The organism is Vibrio owensii CAIM 1854 = LMG 25443, from assembly GCF_000817815.1.
In the GTDB taxonomy this organism is placed as follows: domain Bacteria; phylum Pseudomonadota; class Gammaproteobacteria; order Enterobacterales; family Vibrionaceae; genus Vibrio; species Vibrio owensii.
Window position 1 is genome coordinate 90,225 of the sequence record NZ_JPRD01000020.1, and the last position, 15,462, is coordinate 105,686.

General features: G+C 46.3%; 18 protein-coding genes. 10 read left to right on the forward strand and 8 right to left on the reverse strand.

The genetic code is table 11. The features are described from left to right. Positions 1–34 precede the first annotated feature (34 nt). Both H735_RS12770 and H735_RS12775 read left to right on the forward strand, forming a co-directional pair. Positions 35–463, forward strand: a complete 429-nt coding sequence (locus tag H735_RS12770) for a hypothetical protein (RefSeq protein WP_027726607.1) — start codon at positions 35–37, stop codon at positions 461–463. Between the two features lie 151 nt (positions 464–614). Next, complete coding sequence (locus H735_RS12775) at positions 615–1,481, forward strand: phage antirepressor KilAC domain protein (RefSeq protein ID WP_009706731.1); 867 nt, start codon at positions 615–617, stop codon at positions 1,479–1,481. A 126-nt stretch (positions 1,482–1,607) separates the two neighbouring features. Here the strand turns inward: H735_RS12775 and nagB are convergent, their stop codons facing one another. Then, positions 1,608–2,408, reverse strand: a complete 801-nt coding sequence (nagB, locus tag H735_RS12780) for a glucosamine-6-phosphate deaminase (protein ID WP_005448902.1) — start codon at positions 2,406–2,408, stop codon at positions 1,608–1,610. A 375-nt stretch (positions 2,409–2,783) separates the two neighbouring features. Here nagB and H735_RS12785 point away from each other — a divergent pair, with 375 nt between their 5' ends. After that, on the forward strand, positions 2,784–3,035 hold the full coding sequence (locus H735_RS12785; RefSeq protein WP_009706732.1) for a DUF3081 domain-containing protein: 252 nt from the start codon (positions 2,784–2,786) through the stop codon (positions 3,033–3,035). A gap of 147 nt (positions 3,036–3,182) precedes the next feature. Here H735_RS12785 and H735_RS12790 read toward each other — a convergent pair whose 3' ends face one another. Continuing rightward, positions 3,183–3,536: a MaoP family protein gene (locus H735_RS12790; RefSeq protein WP_009696586.1), complete on the reverse strand. Its 354-nt coding sequence runs from the start codon at positions 3,534–3,536 to the stop codon at positions 3,183–3,185. A gap of 148 nt (positions 3,537–3,684) precedes the next feature. Between H735_RS12790 and H735_RS12795 the strand changes: the two genes are divergently transcribed. Further along, a complete protein-coding gene (locus H735_RS12795; protein WP_009696587.1) occupies positions 3,685–4,578 on the forward strand; it encodes a LysR family transcriptional regulator in 894 nt (297 codons plus the stop codon). Positions 4,579–4,704: 126 nt separating this feature from the next. Here the strand turns inward: H735_RS12795 and H735_RS12800 are convergent, their stop codons facing one another. The 3 genes from H735_RS12800 to H735_RS12810 all read right to left on the reverse strand — a co-directional run bounded on the left by H735_RS12800 (position 4,705) and on the right by H735_RS12810 (position 6,349). Continuing rightward, on the reverse strand, positions 4,705–5,328 hold the full coding sequence (locus tag H735_RS12800; protein ID WP_020195069.1) for a pirin family protein: 624 nt from the start codon (positions 5,326–5,328) through the stop codon (positions 4,705–4,707). A gap of 24 nt (positions 5,329–5,352) precedes the next feature. Beyond that, entirely contained in the window at positions 5,353–5,796 is a 444-nt protein-coding gene (locus tag H735_RS12805; RefSeq protein WP_005448907.1) for a DoxX family protein, read from the reverse strand. A gap of 349 nt (positions 5,797–6,145) precedes the next feature. Continuing rightward, positions 6,146–6,349: a hypothetical protein gene (locus H735_RS12810; RefSeq protein ID WP_020195070.1), complete on the reverse strand. Its 204-nt coding sequence runs from the start codon at positions 6,347–6,349 to the stop codon at positions 6,146–6,148. Positions 6,350–6,552: 203 nt separating this feature from the next. Between H735_RS12810 and H735_RS12815 the strand changes: the two genes are divergently transcribed. The 3 genes from H735_RS12815 (at position 6,553) to H735_RS12825 (ending at position 9,329) form a co-directional block, all read left to right on the forward strand. Further along, positions 6,553–7,920 (forward strand): DNA-3-methyladenine glycosylase 2 family protein, encoded by a 1,368-nt coding sequence (locus H735_RS12815; protein ID WP_020195071.1) that lies wholly within the window; start codon positions 6,553–6,555, stop codon positions 7,918–7,920. Then, positions 7,917–8,399, forward strand: a complete 483-nt coding sequence (locus H735_RS12820) for a methylated-DNA--[protein]-cysteine S-methyltransferase (protein WP_005434707.1) — start codon at positions 7,917–7,919, stop codon at positions 8,397–8,399. The genes H735_RS12815 and H735_RS12820 overlap by 4 nt, the downstream gene beginning before the upstream one ends. Positions 8,400–8,507: 108 nt before the next feature. Further along, positions 8,508–9,329, forward strand: a complete 822-nt coding sequence (locus tag H735_RS12825) for a hypothetical protein (protein WP_020195072.1) — start codon at positions 8,508–8,510, stop codon at positions 9,327–9,329. A gap of 83 nt (positions 9,330–9,412) precedes the next feature. On the opposite strand, the gene H735_RS12830 is transcribed toward H735_RS12825, so the two are convergent. Next, positions 9,413–10,021, reverse strand: coding sequence for a DUF6198 family protein (locus tag H735_RS12830; protein ID WP_020195073.1), 609 nt, complete (start codon positions 10,019–10,021; stop codon positions 9,413–9,415). 218 nt (positions 10,022–10,239) lie between these two features. On the opposite strand from H735_RS12830, the gene H735_RS12835 reads away from it, so the two are divergent. Continuing rightward, a complete protein-coding gene (locus H735_RS12835; protein WP_020195074.1) occupies positions 10,240–10,635 on the forward strand; it encodes a GFA family protein in 396 nt (131 codons plus the stop codon). A gap of 26 nt (positions 10,636–10,661) precedes the next feature. On the opposite strand, the gene nhaD is transcribed toward H735_RS12835, so the two are convergent. Further along, complete coding sequence (gene nhaD / locus H735_RS12840) at positions 10,662–12,092, reverse strand: sodium:proton antiporter NhaD (protein WP_020195075.1); 1,431 nt, start codon at positions 12,090–12,092, stop codon at positions 10,662–10,664. Between the two features lie 420 nt (positions 12,093–12,512). After that, positions 12,513–13,538, reverse strand: coding sequence for an acyltransferase (locus H735_RS12850; protein ID WP_020195076.1), 1,026 nt, complete (start codon positions 13,536–13,538; stop codon positions 12,513–12,515). Positions 13,539–13,793: 255 nt separating this feature from the next. Here H735_RS12850 and H735_RS12855 point away from each other — a divergent pair, with 255 nt between their 5' ends. Further along, on the forward strand, positions 13,794–14,384 hold the full coding sequence (locus tag H735_RS12855; RefSeq protein ID WP_009706743.1) for a TetR/AcrR family transcriptional regulator: 591 nt from the start codon (positions 13,794–13,796) through the stop codon (positions 14,382–14,384). Positions 14,385–14,506: 122 nt separating this feature from the next. Further along, the gene (locus H735_RS12860; protein WP_020195077.1) at positions 14,507–15,361 is read left to right on the forward strand and encodes an alpha/beta fold hydrolase; all 855 of its coding nucleotides are present in this window, start codon (positions 14,507–14,509) and stop codon (positions 15,359–15,361) included. Positions 15,362–15,462 lie beyond the last annotated feature (101 nt).

Below are 15,462 nucleotides of genomic sequence, written 5' to 3' on the forward strand. Positions count from 1 at the left end.
TGCGCTTTGTCGTTATGAAACCCCGTTAATCTGAATGAAATTACTCCATCTGCAACTTTTCTGGTACGAAAAACATCACACCCTATTGGAGATGGAAGACCTGCCAATTCTCACCCCAGCGCAAGAGCAAGAACTGCGTAAGTGGGCGAAAACACGCCGCAAAATCCTCAGCTACGAAGTGCACCAACAGCCTTGGGTAAAAGTGAACGTCGACGGTTTCTCATCGATTTTAGAGCTCAAACCAAATGGTACGCTGGTGGAAAAAGACTTGTTCAGTGAGCGTGGTTTGCAGGGCTTATGGAAGGTCAGCGACGGCTTTTTGTTTATTAAAGTCATCAGCGGTGAATTCATCGTTGAATATCAAATTGTTGGTCACACTGAAAACAATGTGCACAGTGGTATCGAGTACATCAACGGCAAAATCAGCACCTACAGTAAATTTGCCAAACTCGCGAATAATTAAGCTGATTCAATTCGATGTAGAGAAAGGAGCCAAAGTGCTCCTTTTTTGTTGCGAATAGAAAATCCCAACTATTCTTACTTCAAGCAATGAAATCAATGCGTTAATATCCAAGTCATTACCTTATTTCGAACAGTAGCAGGAGGCATGAATCGTGTCTGAAAAAATATCGACGTCGGCGCTGGCAAAAATGCGTCAGATAGAAGCTAAGCTGCTGTTTGCGGATCTCAAACGCGCAGGTTACATCGTTCGCCAAGACGAGAAATGGATTTTGACCGAAGAGGGCGCCAAATTTGGTGGTGAGTATGTCGATCACCCTAAATTTGGGCAGTTCATCGTATGGCCGACCAACTTGCACATCGAGCTTGCCGCAACATCTGGCAAAACTTACAGCGCAACCCAGTTGGGTGAGAAGCTTAAGCTCAATGCCAAGCGCATGAACCAGCTGTTAAGTGAATTAGGTTGGATCAGTAAATCTGAAGAAGGTTGGAGCTTAACTGAAGCCGGAATCCGCGCTGGTGGGCAGCAGAGAACCGATAAAGAATCGCAGAATACCTTTGTGGTGTGGCACGACGTAGTGCTACGTAACAAGCGTCTTAAGCAGTCTGTGATTGAGTTTTTAGGTCAAGATGCCGAGTCCCATTCCACAGATAAGTCGTTTTCTAGTTTTCGCCAGAAGTTTGAAGCTAAGCATCGCACTTTAGACGGGCATTATGTTCGTTCTAAAGGAGAACTGTTGATCGATAATTGGCTGTATCTGGCAGGAGTAGTGCACGCTTATGAGCGCCAATTGCCGATCGACCAAGACGTGACTAGCGATTTCTACCTGCCAGGTGGCAAAGTCTATTTGCAGTTTTGGGGTAGCGACACCGGTGAGATGCTAGAAGCGGAACGAGAGAAGATTCGTGCGGTGTACGAGCAGCATAACTTCAACCTCATTGAGGTCGAACCGAGTGAGTTAGATAAGCTCGATGAGGTATTGCCGAAACGTCTGCGCCAGTTTGGCATTCAAGCTTATTAGACGTTCCGCTAGCGGTTGTTTAAATTCCTAAACCTTCAAACCTGCCAGTCTTTAAAAACGAAAAAACCCGTGAGTCATCACGGGTTTTGTGTATTCAGCGTTTATCTTTGGTTGTTACCCGAGGGATTAGAAACCTTTGATGTTTTCCGCTTCTAGCTCAGAGAAGTACTTAACTGTCTTCACTTTAAGCTCTTGTTGTGAAGGCTCATCACAAACGATCACTGCTTTAGGGTGTAGTTGAAGTGCAGAAACCGTCCATAGGTGGTTTACGCTGCCTTCTACTGCTGCTTGTAGAGCAAGTGCTTTGTTGTGACCAGTTACTAGGATCATCACTTCTTCAGCGTCTAGCAGCGTACCAACACCGATAGTTAGTGCGTATTTAGGAACTTGGTTGATGTCGCCATCGAAGAAACGAGAGTTCGCGATACGAGTGTCTTCAGTGAGTGTCTTGATGCGAGTGCGAGAAGACAGAGAAGATGCTGGCTCGTTAAATGCGATGTGACCGTCGTTACCTACGCCGCCCATGAATAGGTTGATCTTGCCGTAAGACTTGATTTTGTCTTCGTAGCGTTGGCATTCCGCTTCGTGATCTTCCGCGTTACCGTTAAGAAGGTTGATGTTCGCTTCTTGAATGTTTACGTGGTTGAAGAAGTTGTTGTACATGAATGAACGGTATGATTCTGGGTGATCCGCAGGGATACCGATGTACTCGTCCATGTTGAAAGTCACAACGTGTTCGAAGCTCACTTCACCTGCTTGGTAAAGTTCGATCAATGCTTTGTAAGTTGCTAGAGGAGTGCCACCAGTAGGTAGACCCAGAACGAACGGACGCTCAGCAGTTGGTTTGAAGTCGTTGATGCGCTTAGCGATGTGTGCTGCTGCCCACTTGCCTACTTGTGCTGCTTGAGCTAACGGGATAAGTCTCATTTTGTGCCCCTAGTTATTGGAATTTAAGATGTCCTGAAACATTAATTCGCATTATAAAATAAGTAATGGCGATCTGCTATTGTTTTAGGTCAAAATTTTGCTTTTTCTTTAACCAATGTTGCTTTTCTCAACAGTTTTCACGTTTGCTTGTTGCGATTACCCTCTTATATAGAGGGCGTTAGACTAGTTGATTAGCGTTTAAAATTTATGACTGAAAAAAAGTTTTTTGGCTGAATGAGCGAGCCAAATTGAACCGAGTTGCGTAGGAGAAAGGGAAGAAAAATGCCGAAGTTATGATCTCACGCAATCTATGGTGTGGCACGGCGTTTCTTCCTTAACCATACTTAAAGTGTGTTTATTGCTGAGGGAATCGCAATGAAAAACGACTTAGACGCAACCAAAGTGCTGCAAGCATACGAATGTGTGATGAACAACGGTACGCCTACCGAGTTTGGCAAGATGTATGAAGGGGTAGAAGCCTTTTCTGATTACGACGGCTATAACGTGTTTCTGAGAGGCAATGGCGTGGAGCTTAAAGTGGGTTTCCACAACACCTATCAGCTGGAGTACGACCAAGAGCATCTTAAAGACAGCTTCTTGAAGAAGGTCGCTATGTTGGCGAAATGAGTGCTTGCCGGATAAATAGGTTTACTAAAAAAATGAAAAAGCCCTTTGGTGAAACACCTCTGGGCTTTTGGAAAAGAAAAATTTTTGCAACTCCACAGAATGAAACACTCTGAGGATTAACCAAGCATTAAGGCTTGGCAGAGTCGGTTAATCGTCTTCTGCTAGGCTCTCTTCTGCGTAGTCATCTGTCGCCTCTGGTTTGTTACGACCATTTAGCGTGTGGAAGCGTTTGCGACCACGAGCTAATTGTGTGTATTTTAACCAAGTGCGCTCGATCTTAGTTTTCGCTTTGCCTGGGTTTTCCAGAACTTTTACGAAGTGTTTCTCTTCGCTGTTCTCAGGTGTCAACTCGCCTGACTCTAGGCCAAGCATAGTATCCCCATAAATTGTTAGGATTTCCTCTTCTGAAAGAGTAAAATCGCCAGACTTTGCAAAGCCGCGTGGGAATTTTACGTTGTCGTAAAAACGTTTTTTGCCATGACGAAATTCAGTGTCAGACATATCAACAGCCTCTGTAACCGTTATTGATGAATGTGATGAATTACGGCGAAAATTAGGCGCAAAGCTAACAAAAGAAAAACAAAACTTTTTTGTCGTCAAAATTTTAATTAGTTGTTAATCTGGTTTTATATTGACCAGGAGATGGTTTATGGATGTAAAGGTCTTTCGAACATTTTTAGAGCTGGCAAAGGTTCGTCACTTCGGACGAGCTGCTGAGAACTTGTACATTACTCAAGCCGCAGTGAGCGCACGCATCAAACAACTCGAAAGTTATTTCGATACGCAGTTGTTTATTCGTGATCGAAATAACATAAAGTTGACCTCCGCAGGTGAGCGTTTAATAGGCTATGCAGAGGTGATGGTCACCACTTTGCAGCAAGCCAAACTCGAATTATCCCTCGAAGATGGCAAAGCGTTACAGCTCACCATGGGTGGTACGCCGAACATTTGGGATGCTTACCTGCAAAACTGTTTGAGTGTCGTAACGGACTCGTTTGGTGGTTACGGTTTTATGGCGGAAGTCATGGGACGTGAGATGCTAAGCCGCAGCCTGTTGGAACGTACACTCGATATGGCTTTCGCCTTCGATCAAATCAAAGCGGATGAGCTTAACTGCAAAAAAGTTGCTGACGTGGTGTTGGTGCTGGTGTCTACCGAACAAGATTCTCTTGATACGGTGTTTAACAAGAAATACGTTTACGTTGATTGGGGTACGCGCTTCGCTTCAGAACACGCGGAACGTCACCCGAAAATCCCAGCGCCTTACCTTCGTACTTCTACCGCTCGTATCGCGTTAGACTTCGTTTTAGAGAAAGGTGGCAGCGCATACCTACCAGCGTCTCTGGTAGAGCCGTTTATTGCAAGCGGACAGCTCCACAAGGTGTCTGGCGTAGAAGATTGGTACCGCCCTATCTATTTGAGCTATCGCAAAGCCAGCACGTCTGTAGAAGCGATTAAGCAGGTTGAAGAAATCGTAAAAGAGATTGACCCGTTAACGGCCTACAGCTTGCAGCAAATTGCGGACATTCCTGCAGATGAGTAATTTCTGCTTTTGCGATCCAGAGCAAACTTAAACGAAAACCCCTTGGTGTGATGCCAAGGGGTTTTTTATATGAGGCTACATAAATCTTGAAGTATTTATAAACCTAAGTAATGGCTGAACCGAGAGTTATGGCAGATCGAACACCAATGCGGTTGTTGGTTTGTCCGAATCATTGCGGAACACTATGGTGCTCTGCTGTTCAACTTTCGCTCCATCACCACCGGTCAATGTGGTGTTGTCAACTTTGAGTACACCTTCCACTTGATGAACATACACGTTGCGACCTGATTCAATAGCAAAGCTTAACTCGGAGTTAGCGTCGAGAATCAACTGATGCAGTGTGGCATCTTGCTTGATGTGCAGCGTGCCATTCTCACCGGTTGGTGTCGCAATGGTGGTTAAGCCTTTTTCCTGACCAAAGTCTTTTTGTTGGTAACCTGGTTTATTGCCAAACGTGTTTGGTTGAATCCAGATTTGTAGAAAGCGCAGTGTTTCACTGTCTGAGGCGTTGCCTTCACTGTCTTTGTGAGCGATAACGCCTTGCAAAACATAACTGATGATCTCCATGTCGCGGTGACCATGTGTATCAAACCCTGCATTAGGTTCTACAACGTCATCGTTAATCACGCGTAGCTCTGAAAAGCCCATGTGTTGCGGATCGTAGTAGCTGCCGAAAGAGAAACTGTGCTTACTGTCGAGCCAACCAAAATTCGCGCGACCACGGTCATTTGCATGTCTTACGGTAATCATAATCATCTCCTCCTAGTGATCGTCTTACGCCAGTTTTTGACGTAGCGTTTCATCCAATGCGGCTTTGCCTGCGCCAGAGAAAGCGAGAGAAACGCTTGCTGCCAGTAGTGCTAAACCAAACTCGTAACCGTTGTTCGACATAAATAAACCGTTTTCAAAGTGAACCGAGAAAATGGCGATCACCATAGTGAATGCTAAAGCCACTGCTGCTGGGCGGGTAAGCAGACCAAGCAAGATGAACAAGCCGCCAAAAAACTCTGCACTACCTGCTAAAAATGCCATCAGCATGCCAGGGCCCAAACCAATCGATGCCATCCATTGACCTGTACCTTCAAGACCATAACCGCCAAACCAGCCAAAAAGTTTTTGTGCGCCGTGCGCCATAAAGATGATGCCGACTGGAATGCGAAGTGCGAGTGCGCTGTAACCTGCGTTTGAAGTGGTGATTTTCTGTAGTAGTGCTTTCATTACTTTATCCTTTCTCGAATTTTTCTGATGCGGAGTGGTGACTCCCTTGCCGTTGAAATCAGTGTAGGTAGGAGGAGAGAAAGAAAAAATTGGGGCAATTTGATGTTCTCGTTCGATAAATTCGATGGAACGCTTTTAACTGAATAAATACAGACAGTTAGGTTGCTGTTAGGCGTTGTTTATTGGCTGTTGCTGTGGTGGTTTTGATTATGGAAATCGCAAAATTTCGAATAACTTTTCGAGCGTGTTTTGTATTTTGAAACAAGAATTCCGTAAATGCAGAGCAAAAAAAAGAGCACAGTAACCAGTGCTCTTTTGCTTTTACGATTAACAAGGGAGAAAGGAGTTTTTATAGATTCATTAAGCTTTCAAGCGAGTCTTCCACACTACGGTAGTGATAAGTGCGAATATTCACACCATCAGTCGCATTGATTTGAATTTCTGAAATCTCGTTATCAGAGTCGCGTTCGATAATCCCTATCGAGTGCTCGACTGATTTACTGGTAATAACCTTGTGATTTCTAAGTACAATCACGCACGTATGTAAGTCCATGCCAATTCCCTTTAGCCGACGTTGTTGTGTTGTTCTGATCTAACTTTAGTGCACAAATTTACTAATGCCAAAATTTCTCAATATTGAGTTCCGAAGATGGCTAATCTACAGTAACTCCCCGTTCTACAATGAAGTTATACCGATCGAGTGGCGAGCAAGTTACCCACTCGTTAAACACCCACTGTGTACGCAAGGACAGCACTATGCTCATCCACCCACACACATCGTTGACCTTCGAACAATGTCAAAAAGCACGCATGGCACGTGACAGCCGCTTTGATGGGCGCTTTTACATTGCGGTGAAAACCACAGGGATCTTCTGCCGCCCGATCTGCCCAGCTAATTTGCCCAAAGAAGAAAACGTCGAGTATTTCACTGACAAGACGCAAGCCTTGAAGGCGGGTTACCGTCCGTGCTTGCGTTGTCGCCCAGACAGTGCACCAGGATCATGGGCTTGGAAAGGGGTTGAAACCACATTTCAACGTGCGATCAATATGATCGATCAAGGTGCATTGCATCATCAGTCTCTTGCGGATCTCTCTGAGCGTCTCGGGATCTCGGATCGTTACTTGCGCATGCTGTTCGAACAATATTTGGGGATGTCACCTAAGCAGTATGCACAGTATCAGCAGCTGATGTTTGCCAAGCAGCTTTTGCATTCGAGTTCGATGTCAGTCACTGAAGTCGGTTTTGCCGCAGGTTTTAACAGCACTCGACGTTTCAATGATGCGTTCCAAAAGATCCTTCAGCTAACGCCTTCTCAAGTGCGCAGAAAGGAGTTTGATGGCGTGGGGACGAATCGAATCGTGCTCCCTTATCGCGGTGCTCTGAACTGGCAACACATGCTCGATTTTTATCGTCTACGTGCGATTGAAGGAATGGAGCAAGTCACACAAGACGCTTACCAGCGCAATGTTTTACTCGATGATCGCCATGCACGATTTAAGGTCACTCAAGGGGAGGGTTACTTTGAGATGGAGTTCGACATTGAAGACGTCACCAAATTGCAGAATTTGGTGTCTGGTGTGCGTCGTATGTTCGACCTTGATGCGGATGTTTGCACGGTGGAGCAGCACCTTGAATACATCGCGCCGGGATTGGTGAAAACCCACGGGATTCGTATTCCGGGCGTCTGGAGTGCGTGGGAGGCCGGTGTACGTGCTGTGCTAGGGCAGCAAGTGTCGGTCAAAGCGGCTATCGGGCAACTTAACTTGTTGGTAGCAACGCTCAGTAGCGATCAGCAAGCGCGTCACTTTCCGACGCCAGAAGCCATTGCGAATGCTGATGTTAGCTGCTTGCGTATGCCGCAAAGCCGTAAAGACACGCTTGTGCGATTTGCTCAGTACATGCAGCAAAACCCAGAAGCCGATCCGCAGCAATGGCTGGAATTAAAAGGCATTGGTCCGTGGACGGTGAGCTATGCGCAATTGCGTGGCCAATCTCAGCCCGATTGTTTTTTAGATAAAGACTTGGTGGTGAAGAAAGCCATGCCAAACTATCCGTCATTGAATGCTCATACTGCGTCGCCTTGGGGTAGTTACGCGACTTTTCACTTATGGAATCAATCATGAAATCACTTTATACGGTAATGCCAAGTCCGTTAGGCGCTGTGACCATTCAAGCTAACGATCAAGGTTTGCTGGGAATTTGGTTTGAAACGTGTACCACCAAACCAGACGATTTGGGTGAGCGTGATGATCAACATGCCGTGCTCAGCCAAACCGTTACTCAATTGGAAGAATACTTTGCTGGGCTGCGTAACGAATTTGACTTGCCCCTTGCTGCGACAGGTACGGATTTCCAAACTCAAGTATGGCATGCACTAACGACCATTCCTTATGGTGAAACATGGAGTTACCAAGATCTGGCGAACGCCATCGGCAATCCGAAAGCGGTACGTGCGGTGGGACTGGCGAATGGTAAAAACCCAATCTCGATTGTAGTGCCTTGCCATCGTGTCATCGGCAAAAGTGGCAAGCTTACTGGCTATGCTGGCGGTGTCGAGCGCAAACAGCGATTATTGGCATTGGAGAAGGGTTCACCACTTTAAGTGAGGCCATTCTCAGAATCCGGCAAGGTTTACCTTATTTGCTTCGATTTTGTGTAGGGTTGTTGAGCTAATGAACAATCCAGAGCAATGAAAAAGGATAATAAGGATATGTCTTTCAAAACGGATTTTGATGCATTCATAAACCAAAGTTGGCAGCAGCATGAAGCGCAGCCACAACAAACATACACTCAATTAGAACAAGCGCTTAGCGAGGTGGAAGACACTAACCATGCTGAGCGCATCTTACCCTTAATGCTGCACACTTCCATCGGTCATCTGCACGACCCGAAGCTGTTTCTCACCAGTTTAGATAAGCTCGAAAATATCGTTGCGAATCAGTGTTTGGCACGTCAGAGAGCCGAAGCTGTCGCTCAGTACTTCGTTGACCTAAACACAAACCATATCGCTGATTTGGAGGATGTCGATCAGCGCCGCGTGTTTGCTCAAATTGCTAATGAGCTGTCAGCAATGAATGAGCTAGAGCAAGCCAGCACGTGGTTGGCAAAAGCAGCCAACGATATAGATTCAGACCAAGCTGCCGAGCCTTTAGCGCGCTCAATTGCCATTACGGGTAACAACCTTGCCTGCCAATATGAAGAGCTTGAAACACGCTCTGAAGTGCAAGTAAAACACATGCTAGAGGCCGCGACACTGGCGCTTGAATACTGGAAAGTTGCTGGTGGTTGGATGCAAGAAGAGCGCGCAGAATATCGCTTAGCGATGAGTTTACTTAAAGCTGGTGACCCGCTCAAAGCCAAAGTGCACGCTGAACGCTGTGAGGCTATCTGTCGACAAAATGGTGAGGACGCTTTCGAGCTTTTCTACGCGCATGATTTGCTGATGCTGGTGCACTATCACTTAAGCCAAGCGAACAAGCAAAAACTGACGGCAGATGACCAGAAATACTGTGAGAGTTCGCCATTGGTGTAATGTTTCCATGAGCGAATTAGAATAAACAAAAAGCCCCGAGTTAATGGCTCGGGGCTTTGTTTTTTCATCGTGACTCTGTGCTATTACGCAGCTTGTGGTTTGGGCTGATAACGCCCAGGTTTGTGGTTCATGGTCAAGATTAAGTTGGTCGCCACAGCGCCCAGTACAGAAAGGGCAATCAAGTAAACATCGACGATAAATAGCGACATCACAACGATGGTGCAGTCGAGCGCCATTTGTACTTTACCTGCACGAATGCCAAAGCGTTCCTGAAGGTAAAGCGCCAAGATGTTAAAGCCACCTAAACTCATTTTGTGGCGGAAAATCACCAGCATTCCCATACCAATCAAACCACCACCGAGCAGTGCGGCATAAACGGGTTCAATGCGAGAAATTTCAATCACATGGTGCAGGTGGTCTACCGCAAAGGACACGATCGAAACCGCAATAAAAGTGTTGATGGTAAAACGCCAACCCATGCGCATCACAGACAAAATGTAGAAAGGCAGGTTAAGTACGAAGAACACCTGACCAAAACTGAAGTCGCTGATCTTAGTGAGGAAGATTGCTAAACCCGCTGTTCCGCCAGTGAGCAATCCCACTTTGTTGAAGAAGATAACCCCAAGTGACACCAACGCACTACCGAGCGTCAGAGCCAAGAGGTTCTCTCTAAGACTATGATCTTTATCCATAAAAGTATTTTCCTTGGTTTTAAAACCGTTTTAACTGCGAGCGCGCAACCAAAACGGACGCGGTTAGCAAAACGCCAACCAAATAGTGATAAATCGCTGAATAAAATGTCGTGAAAAGTGATTGATGTCGAGTTTTTGACCTAGATTGCGCGGATGTTAACTGTTTAACAGACTTTACACATTAAGCTAGGCAAACACGGAAGGAGCGAGGAAATGTCATGATTAAACAAGTAGGTAGTACGATAATTCAGCCTTTGCATAAGCTTTCTTGTCACTGCGGAAAAGTGCAAATTGAACTGTCATTACCAAATGGAATCGAGAAGCCTAGACGTTGTGATTGTTCTATGTGCCGACGTCGTGGCGCGATTGTGGCATCGGTGCCTTTGAATGGGATTCGCATCATCCAAGGTGAGGATGTACTCAAGCTGTACCAGTTTAATACCAACACGGCTAAGCATTTCTTCTGTAGTGAATGTGGCATCTATACCCACCATCAACGTCGCTCTAACCCGAGTGAATATGGTTATAACGTTGGCTGCTTAGAAGGCGTAAATCCGTATGAATTGGGAGAGATAGAGGTGATGGATGGCGTCAACCACCCATCAGACCGATAAAAATACGTAGCATGGATTGAGGCAGTTTAAGTAAACAAGCTGCCATTCATCCATAGGTGCGCGGCAATACTCGCTGCGTAACCCAGCGCAATCACCGGTGCCCATTTGAGGTGTCCAAAGAAGGTGTATTGTCCCCTCGCAGCCCCCATGAGAGCCACTCCCGCGGCAGAACCAATCGATAGTAAGCTACCACCCACACCGGCAGTTAGTGTCACCAATAACCAGTTACCCATCGACATGCTTGGATCCATGGTGAGCACTGCAAACATCACTGGAATGTTATCGACGATGGCAGAAAGTATCCCGACCATGACGTTCGCCCAAATTGGGTTCCACTCGGTGTACATCACGTTGGAAACCAGTTCGAGATAGCCAAGCAAACTCAAGCCGCCAACACACATAACCACGCCGTAGAAGAACAGTAAGGTGTCCCACTCGGCGCGGGACACACGGTGGAAAACATCAAATGGCACGACAGAACCTAAGCGTTTTAATGCGTAATCGTCGCCATTGGCAATCGCGCGCGCGGCTTTTTTGGCGAGGGAGTGTCGAAGGGTTCTGCGCAAGAAATAGCCGAAAAATTGCAGATAAGCGAGACCCATCATCATGCCAATTACAGGTGGGAAGTGCAGCAAGGCGTGGAAAGACACCGCAGTAGCAATGGTTAGGATAAACAAACCCACGATGCGTCTTGCGCCACGCTTAAGTTCGATGTGCTCATGAACCATATCTGGCTTGGTGTTTGGCACAAACAACGACATGATGAACGCCGGAATAATATAGTTGATCAGTGAAGGCACAAATAGCGGCATAAACTCAGCAAAACTGATGTGTCCTGCCTGCCAAACCATCAGAGTCGTAATATCGCCAAACGGACTGAATGCACCGCCCGCGTTGGCCGCTATGACGATGTTGATACAAGCTAGGTTTACAAACCTTGGGTTGTCGCCCGAGACTTTCATCACCACTGCACACATCAACAACGCCGTGGTTAAGTTGTCGGCGATGGGTGAAATTACGAAGGCTAAGCCACCTGTGAGCCAAAATAGCTTCTTGAAGTCAAAGCCTTTACCGACCATCCACGCCTGCAAAGCATCAAACAATCTGCGCTCTTCCATCGCATTGATGTAAGTCATCGCCACCAGTAGGAACAATAAAAGTTCGGCGTATTCCAGAAGGTTGTGTTCCAGTGCGGCTTTCGCGACGTCAGCTTGGTTGTGTTGGGTAAACGTGTAACCAATCAAAATCCAGATTAATCCCGCGGCGAGCAGCACAGGCTTGGATTTTCGCATGTGCAGGTATTCTTCCAACATCACCAGAATGTAGGCAATGGTGAAGAAGATCAGCGCGGCGTAACCGACGGTGGAATTGATGAGATTAAGTTCACTGGTCGCAGCTGCAAGTGCGGAGCTAGAAAATATCAAACAGCAAAACGCGACAATTGGATAGATTGGCATAGACATTTCTCCTTGTCTGACTGGAGAAATTTTAGCCACATATTAATAGGTTAAGTGTGAGTAAGCTCGAATTAACGGTAGGAGTTTTGAATTGATGTAGCTTGCGCCACTACTTTCTGAGTGACGCAATGCTCGCTGCGCCAAATAGGATTACTGCAGCGTATAAACCATAAGTTAGCCAATGGCTAATTTCTAAAAAAGGAACGAGTCCTTGACCTGCCCACATACCGCCTCCGTTTAATGAGCATTTTGTTGATGTCGAATGAATCTAATGGAAATGAACAATGTTTTTTGTGAGAGAAAGCAAATTACGTGGTATTAGGAATGATAATTTTGATGAGTGAGAGTGAGCTCTCATTTTTGAGAGGCTTGCTGTAACCCCAAAGTGTTAGAGCAAGCCATACATAGTGCTGAATGGATTTAGCGCAGCAATAGTTTTTTCAGTGGAGTGGCTTCAATGCCCTTCACAAGCAGCAGGGTAACCACAATGGTTGCTGGGTAAATGAAAGCGTCTTTCGCCAAGTTTTCTAACCCCAACATGCCTGCGACGTTCATCATCATGATGATCACCAATAGGTGGCTGACGTAGATACCTAAAATACTCGGAGACCACTTAAACACCCACGGCATATTGCCGAAGTTTGGATGGGCAAGAAGCCACATGAAGACGCCTAAAGACCAGATCACAGTGCCGAACAAGAAGTCGTGCGAATTAAAGGCGATCTCGTAGTTCATCAAGTAATAGGCTTCGGCAAAGTGCAGCGCCATACCAATCAAAATCAAGCGAATGGTGTTATTGCGAGACCATTGCCACTGATGTTGTCGCGCTAAGTAACCAAGTACGACTAACAAGGTACTGAAGAACGGACCATTACGAGTGAAGAAGGGAGCTGGTAGCTCTGTAAGCGTGATGTAGCTGCCTGCGAACACTCCGTAGATGTACAGCAATACGGCCGTTGGTAGCAGCAACTGAGCCATACCAACTCGAACCAGAAACGCAATGATGGCCACAGCAATGATCAGGGCTGGGATAAACCACAAGTGCACCAAACCACCTTCCAACAGTGAGTTAATTGGGTTGGACATTAGGTAGCCCCAATAACCTTGTCGTTCGGCGAGATAACCCGCTTCTGCAACCACTGGCCAACGAAAAGGTACCAAGAGACAAATCGCGCTCCAAACTAACCATATTTTAAGCAAAGGCTTGGTGTAGTTTTTGAGTGTCTCCACGGGATTCGTGCTGAGCTTTGGTTGGATTAGATAGCCGGAGATGAGGAAAAACAGCGGCACGGCAAAGCGAGCCAATTGGTTGAGCATATACCCGACCCAAGGCACTCCGTCCCATTGCCAATAGGTGAGAGCCATCTGACAGTGAAGCCCTACGATCGCAAACATCGCGATGATGCGGGCAAATTCTAAACTGGCAATTTTCTTTGTGGTTGCCATAAGTGCTTACCTAAAAAAGTGAAAAAATCGCTGCGAAATTAGCAGGTAACGGCTCAGTTCTCGCGGTAAAAAATCAACTCATGTGCAATTGACGGCGACCAGTTTTCGAAATTCAGACCCATTTCAAATTTCGAAAATTCATATTCATAAGATTACTCAATGTATTGCGATCGAGAGTGTGCAGATGGCTATAGGATGGTTTGACCAGTAAATTGGTGATTTGCAAAAAAGTACGACCGTGCTAAAACTGTACTTATGAAAAAAGGAAAAGTAACCAAAGAGCTGATACTGCAGCGTGCATTCCAACTCGCGAGTGAAAACGGGTTGGAGAGCCTCACTATTGGTGAGCTTGCAAAGCAGTGTGGTATGTCGAAAAGCGGCCTATTTGCTCACTTCAATTCCAAGCTGAACTTACAGCTGTCGGTATTGGAGTTTGCCAACCAAGTGTTTGCTGAGCGCGTAATTGCGCCCGCGCGTGAGTTGGGTGATAGCAACATTGAGCGTAAAGTTCGTGGGTTGTTGGATGCTTGGATGACGTGGAACCATTCTTTTCAAGGCAGTTGCATGTTCCTCGATGCTTGGAACGACACCGCAGAAGAAGGTTGTGCGTTGCAAGCAGCATTGCGCAAATCGATTGATACTTGGTTGAATTACCTAGAAATTCAGATCAAGAAAGGCAAAGAAAACCAAGAGTTTGTAGCGGACTTAGATACGCGACAAGCGACCTTTGATCTATACGGGCAGTACTTAAGTGCACACGTATTTTACTCGATCAAAGGGGAAGAAGAGAGCCAGAGACTGTTCTGGCAAGGCATCGATAACTTGTTTATTCGATGGAAGCGCTAGCCCCGCGGTAACGGGCATAGTAAGAGATTCATAACAAAGGGCGACGGAGAGCGCTCTTTCTTATCAGCTTAAAAAGCACGACCGTTCTATTTTGTGCAAAGCTGATAGCTAAGGAAACGATCATGAGTGAGAAAATTTACTTCAATACTTCGCAGAAATTCAGTGTAAAGCGCAGTTTAATCAACATCAGCACGCGTTTGCACCACACGCTAGCACCGTCACACGCAAAAAAGACTGCGCGAAAATTGCTGCTTACTCCTGCGCGTACGCAGCCAAAAAATGCCGAGCCACAAGGGCTTATCAAAAGTGAAATCCAAGGCCATGCTGGGGCAATTAAAACCTATCAGCTTGGTCGTGGTCCGGTATGGGTGTTGACTCACGGTTGGTCGGGGACAGCAAGCCAGTTTTACCCACTGATGGAACACATTGCCGCATCGGGTTACACCGCACTCGCATATGACCATCCTGCGCATGGTGAGAGTGATGGTCAGTATGGGCACATCCCTGCGTTTGTTCGTGGCCTAGAGGATGTGTTGGATTCGGTGGAAGACGTGGCCGGTTTGGTTGGACACAGTATGGGAACGGCGTCGGCGCTAGAGTGTCGCCACAGCAAATTAGAAAACAAGCCTTTGTTATTGATTGCGCCAGTATTGAATTACGTTGAAAACCTGTTTGGCAGCATTGCTCGTTCGGGTTATTCAATGAAGCTGTTCAAAGCCGTGGTTTCGGAAGTGGAAGATCAGTTTAACTACCCATTGCAGTCGATTGACCCAGAGAGACGTTTAGCGGAACGTGAAGCGAAAACCATCATTGTTCACGATGAGCAAGACAAGTTCACTAAACACAGCGTATCCGCACAGGCGGCAAGTGAGATTGAGCGAGTGGAGTTGGTGACGACCCAAGGGCAAGGCCATGGACGCGTGATGAAGTGTGATGAGGTATTCCAGAGCTTCGCTCGTTTAATAGAAGCAAGCTGATTATTGAAAAGCATTCCCTAGATTCTGATAGAACAACAAAGGACAGCCGAAGCTGTCCTTTTCTTTTATAACTCTATTGAAAGCGAGTGATGTTGAATCAC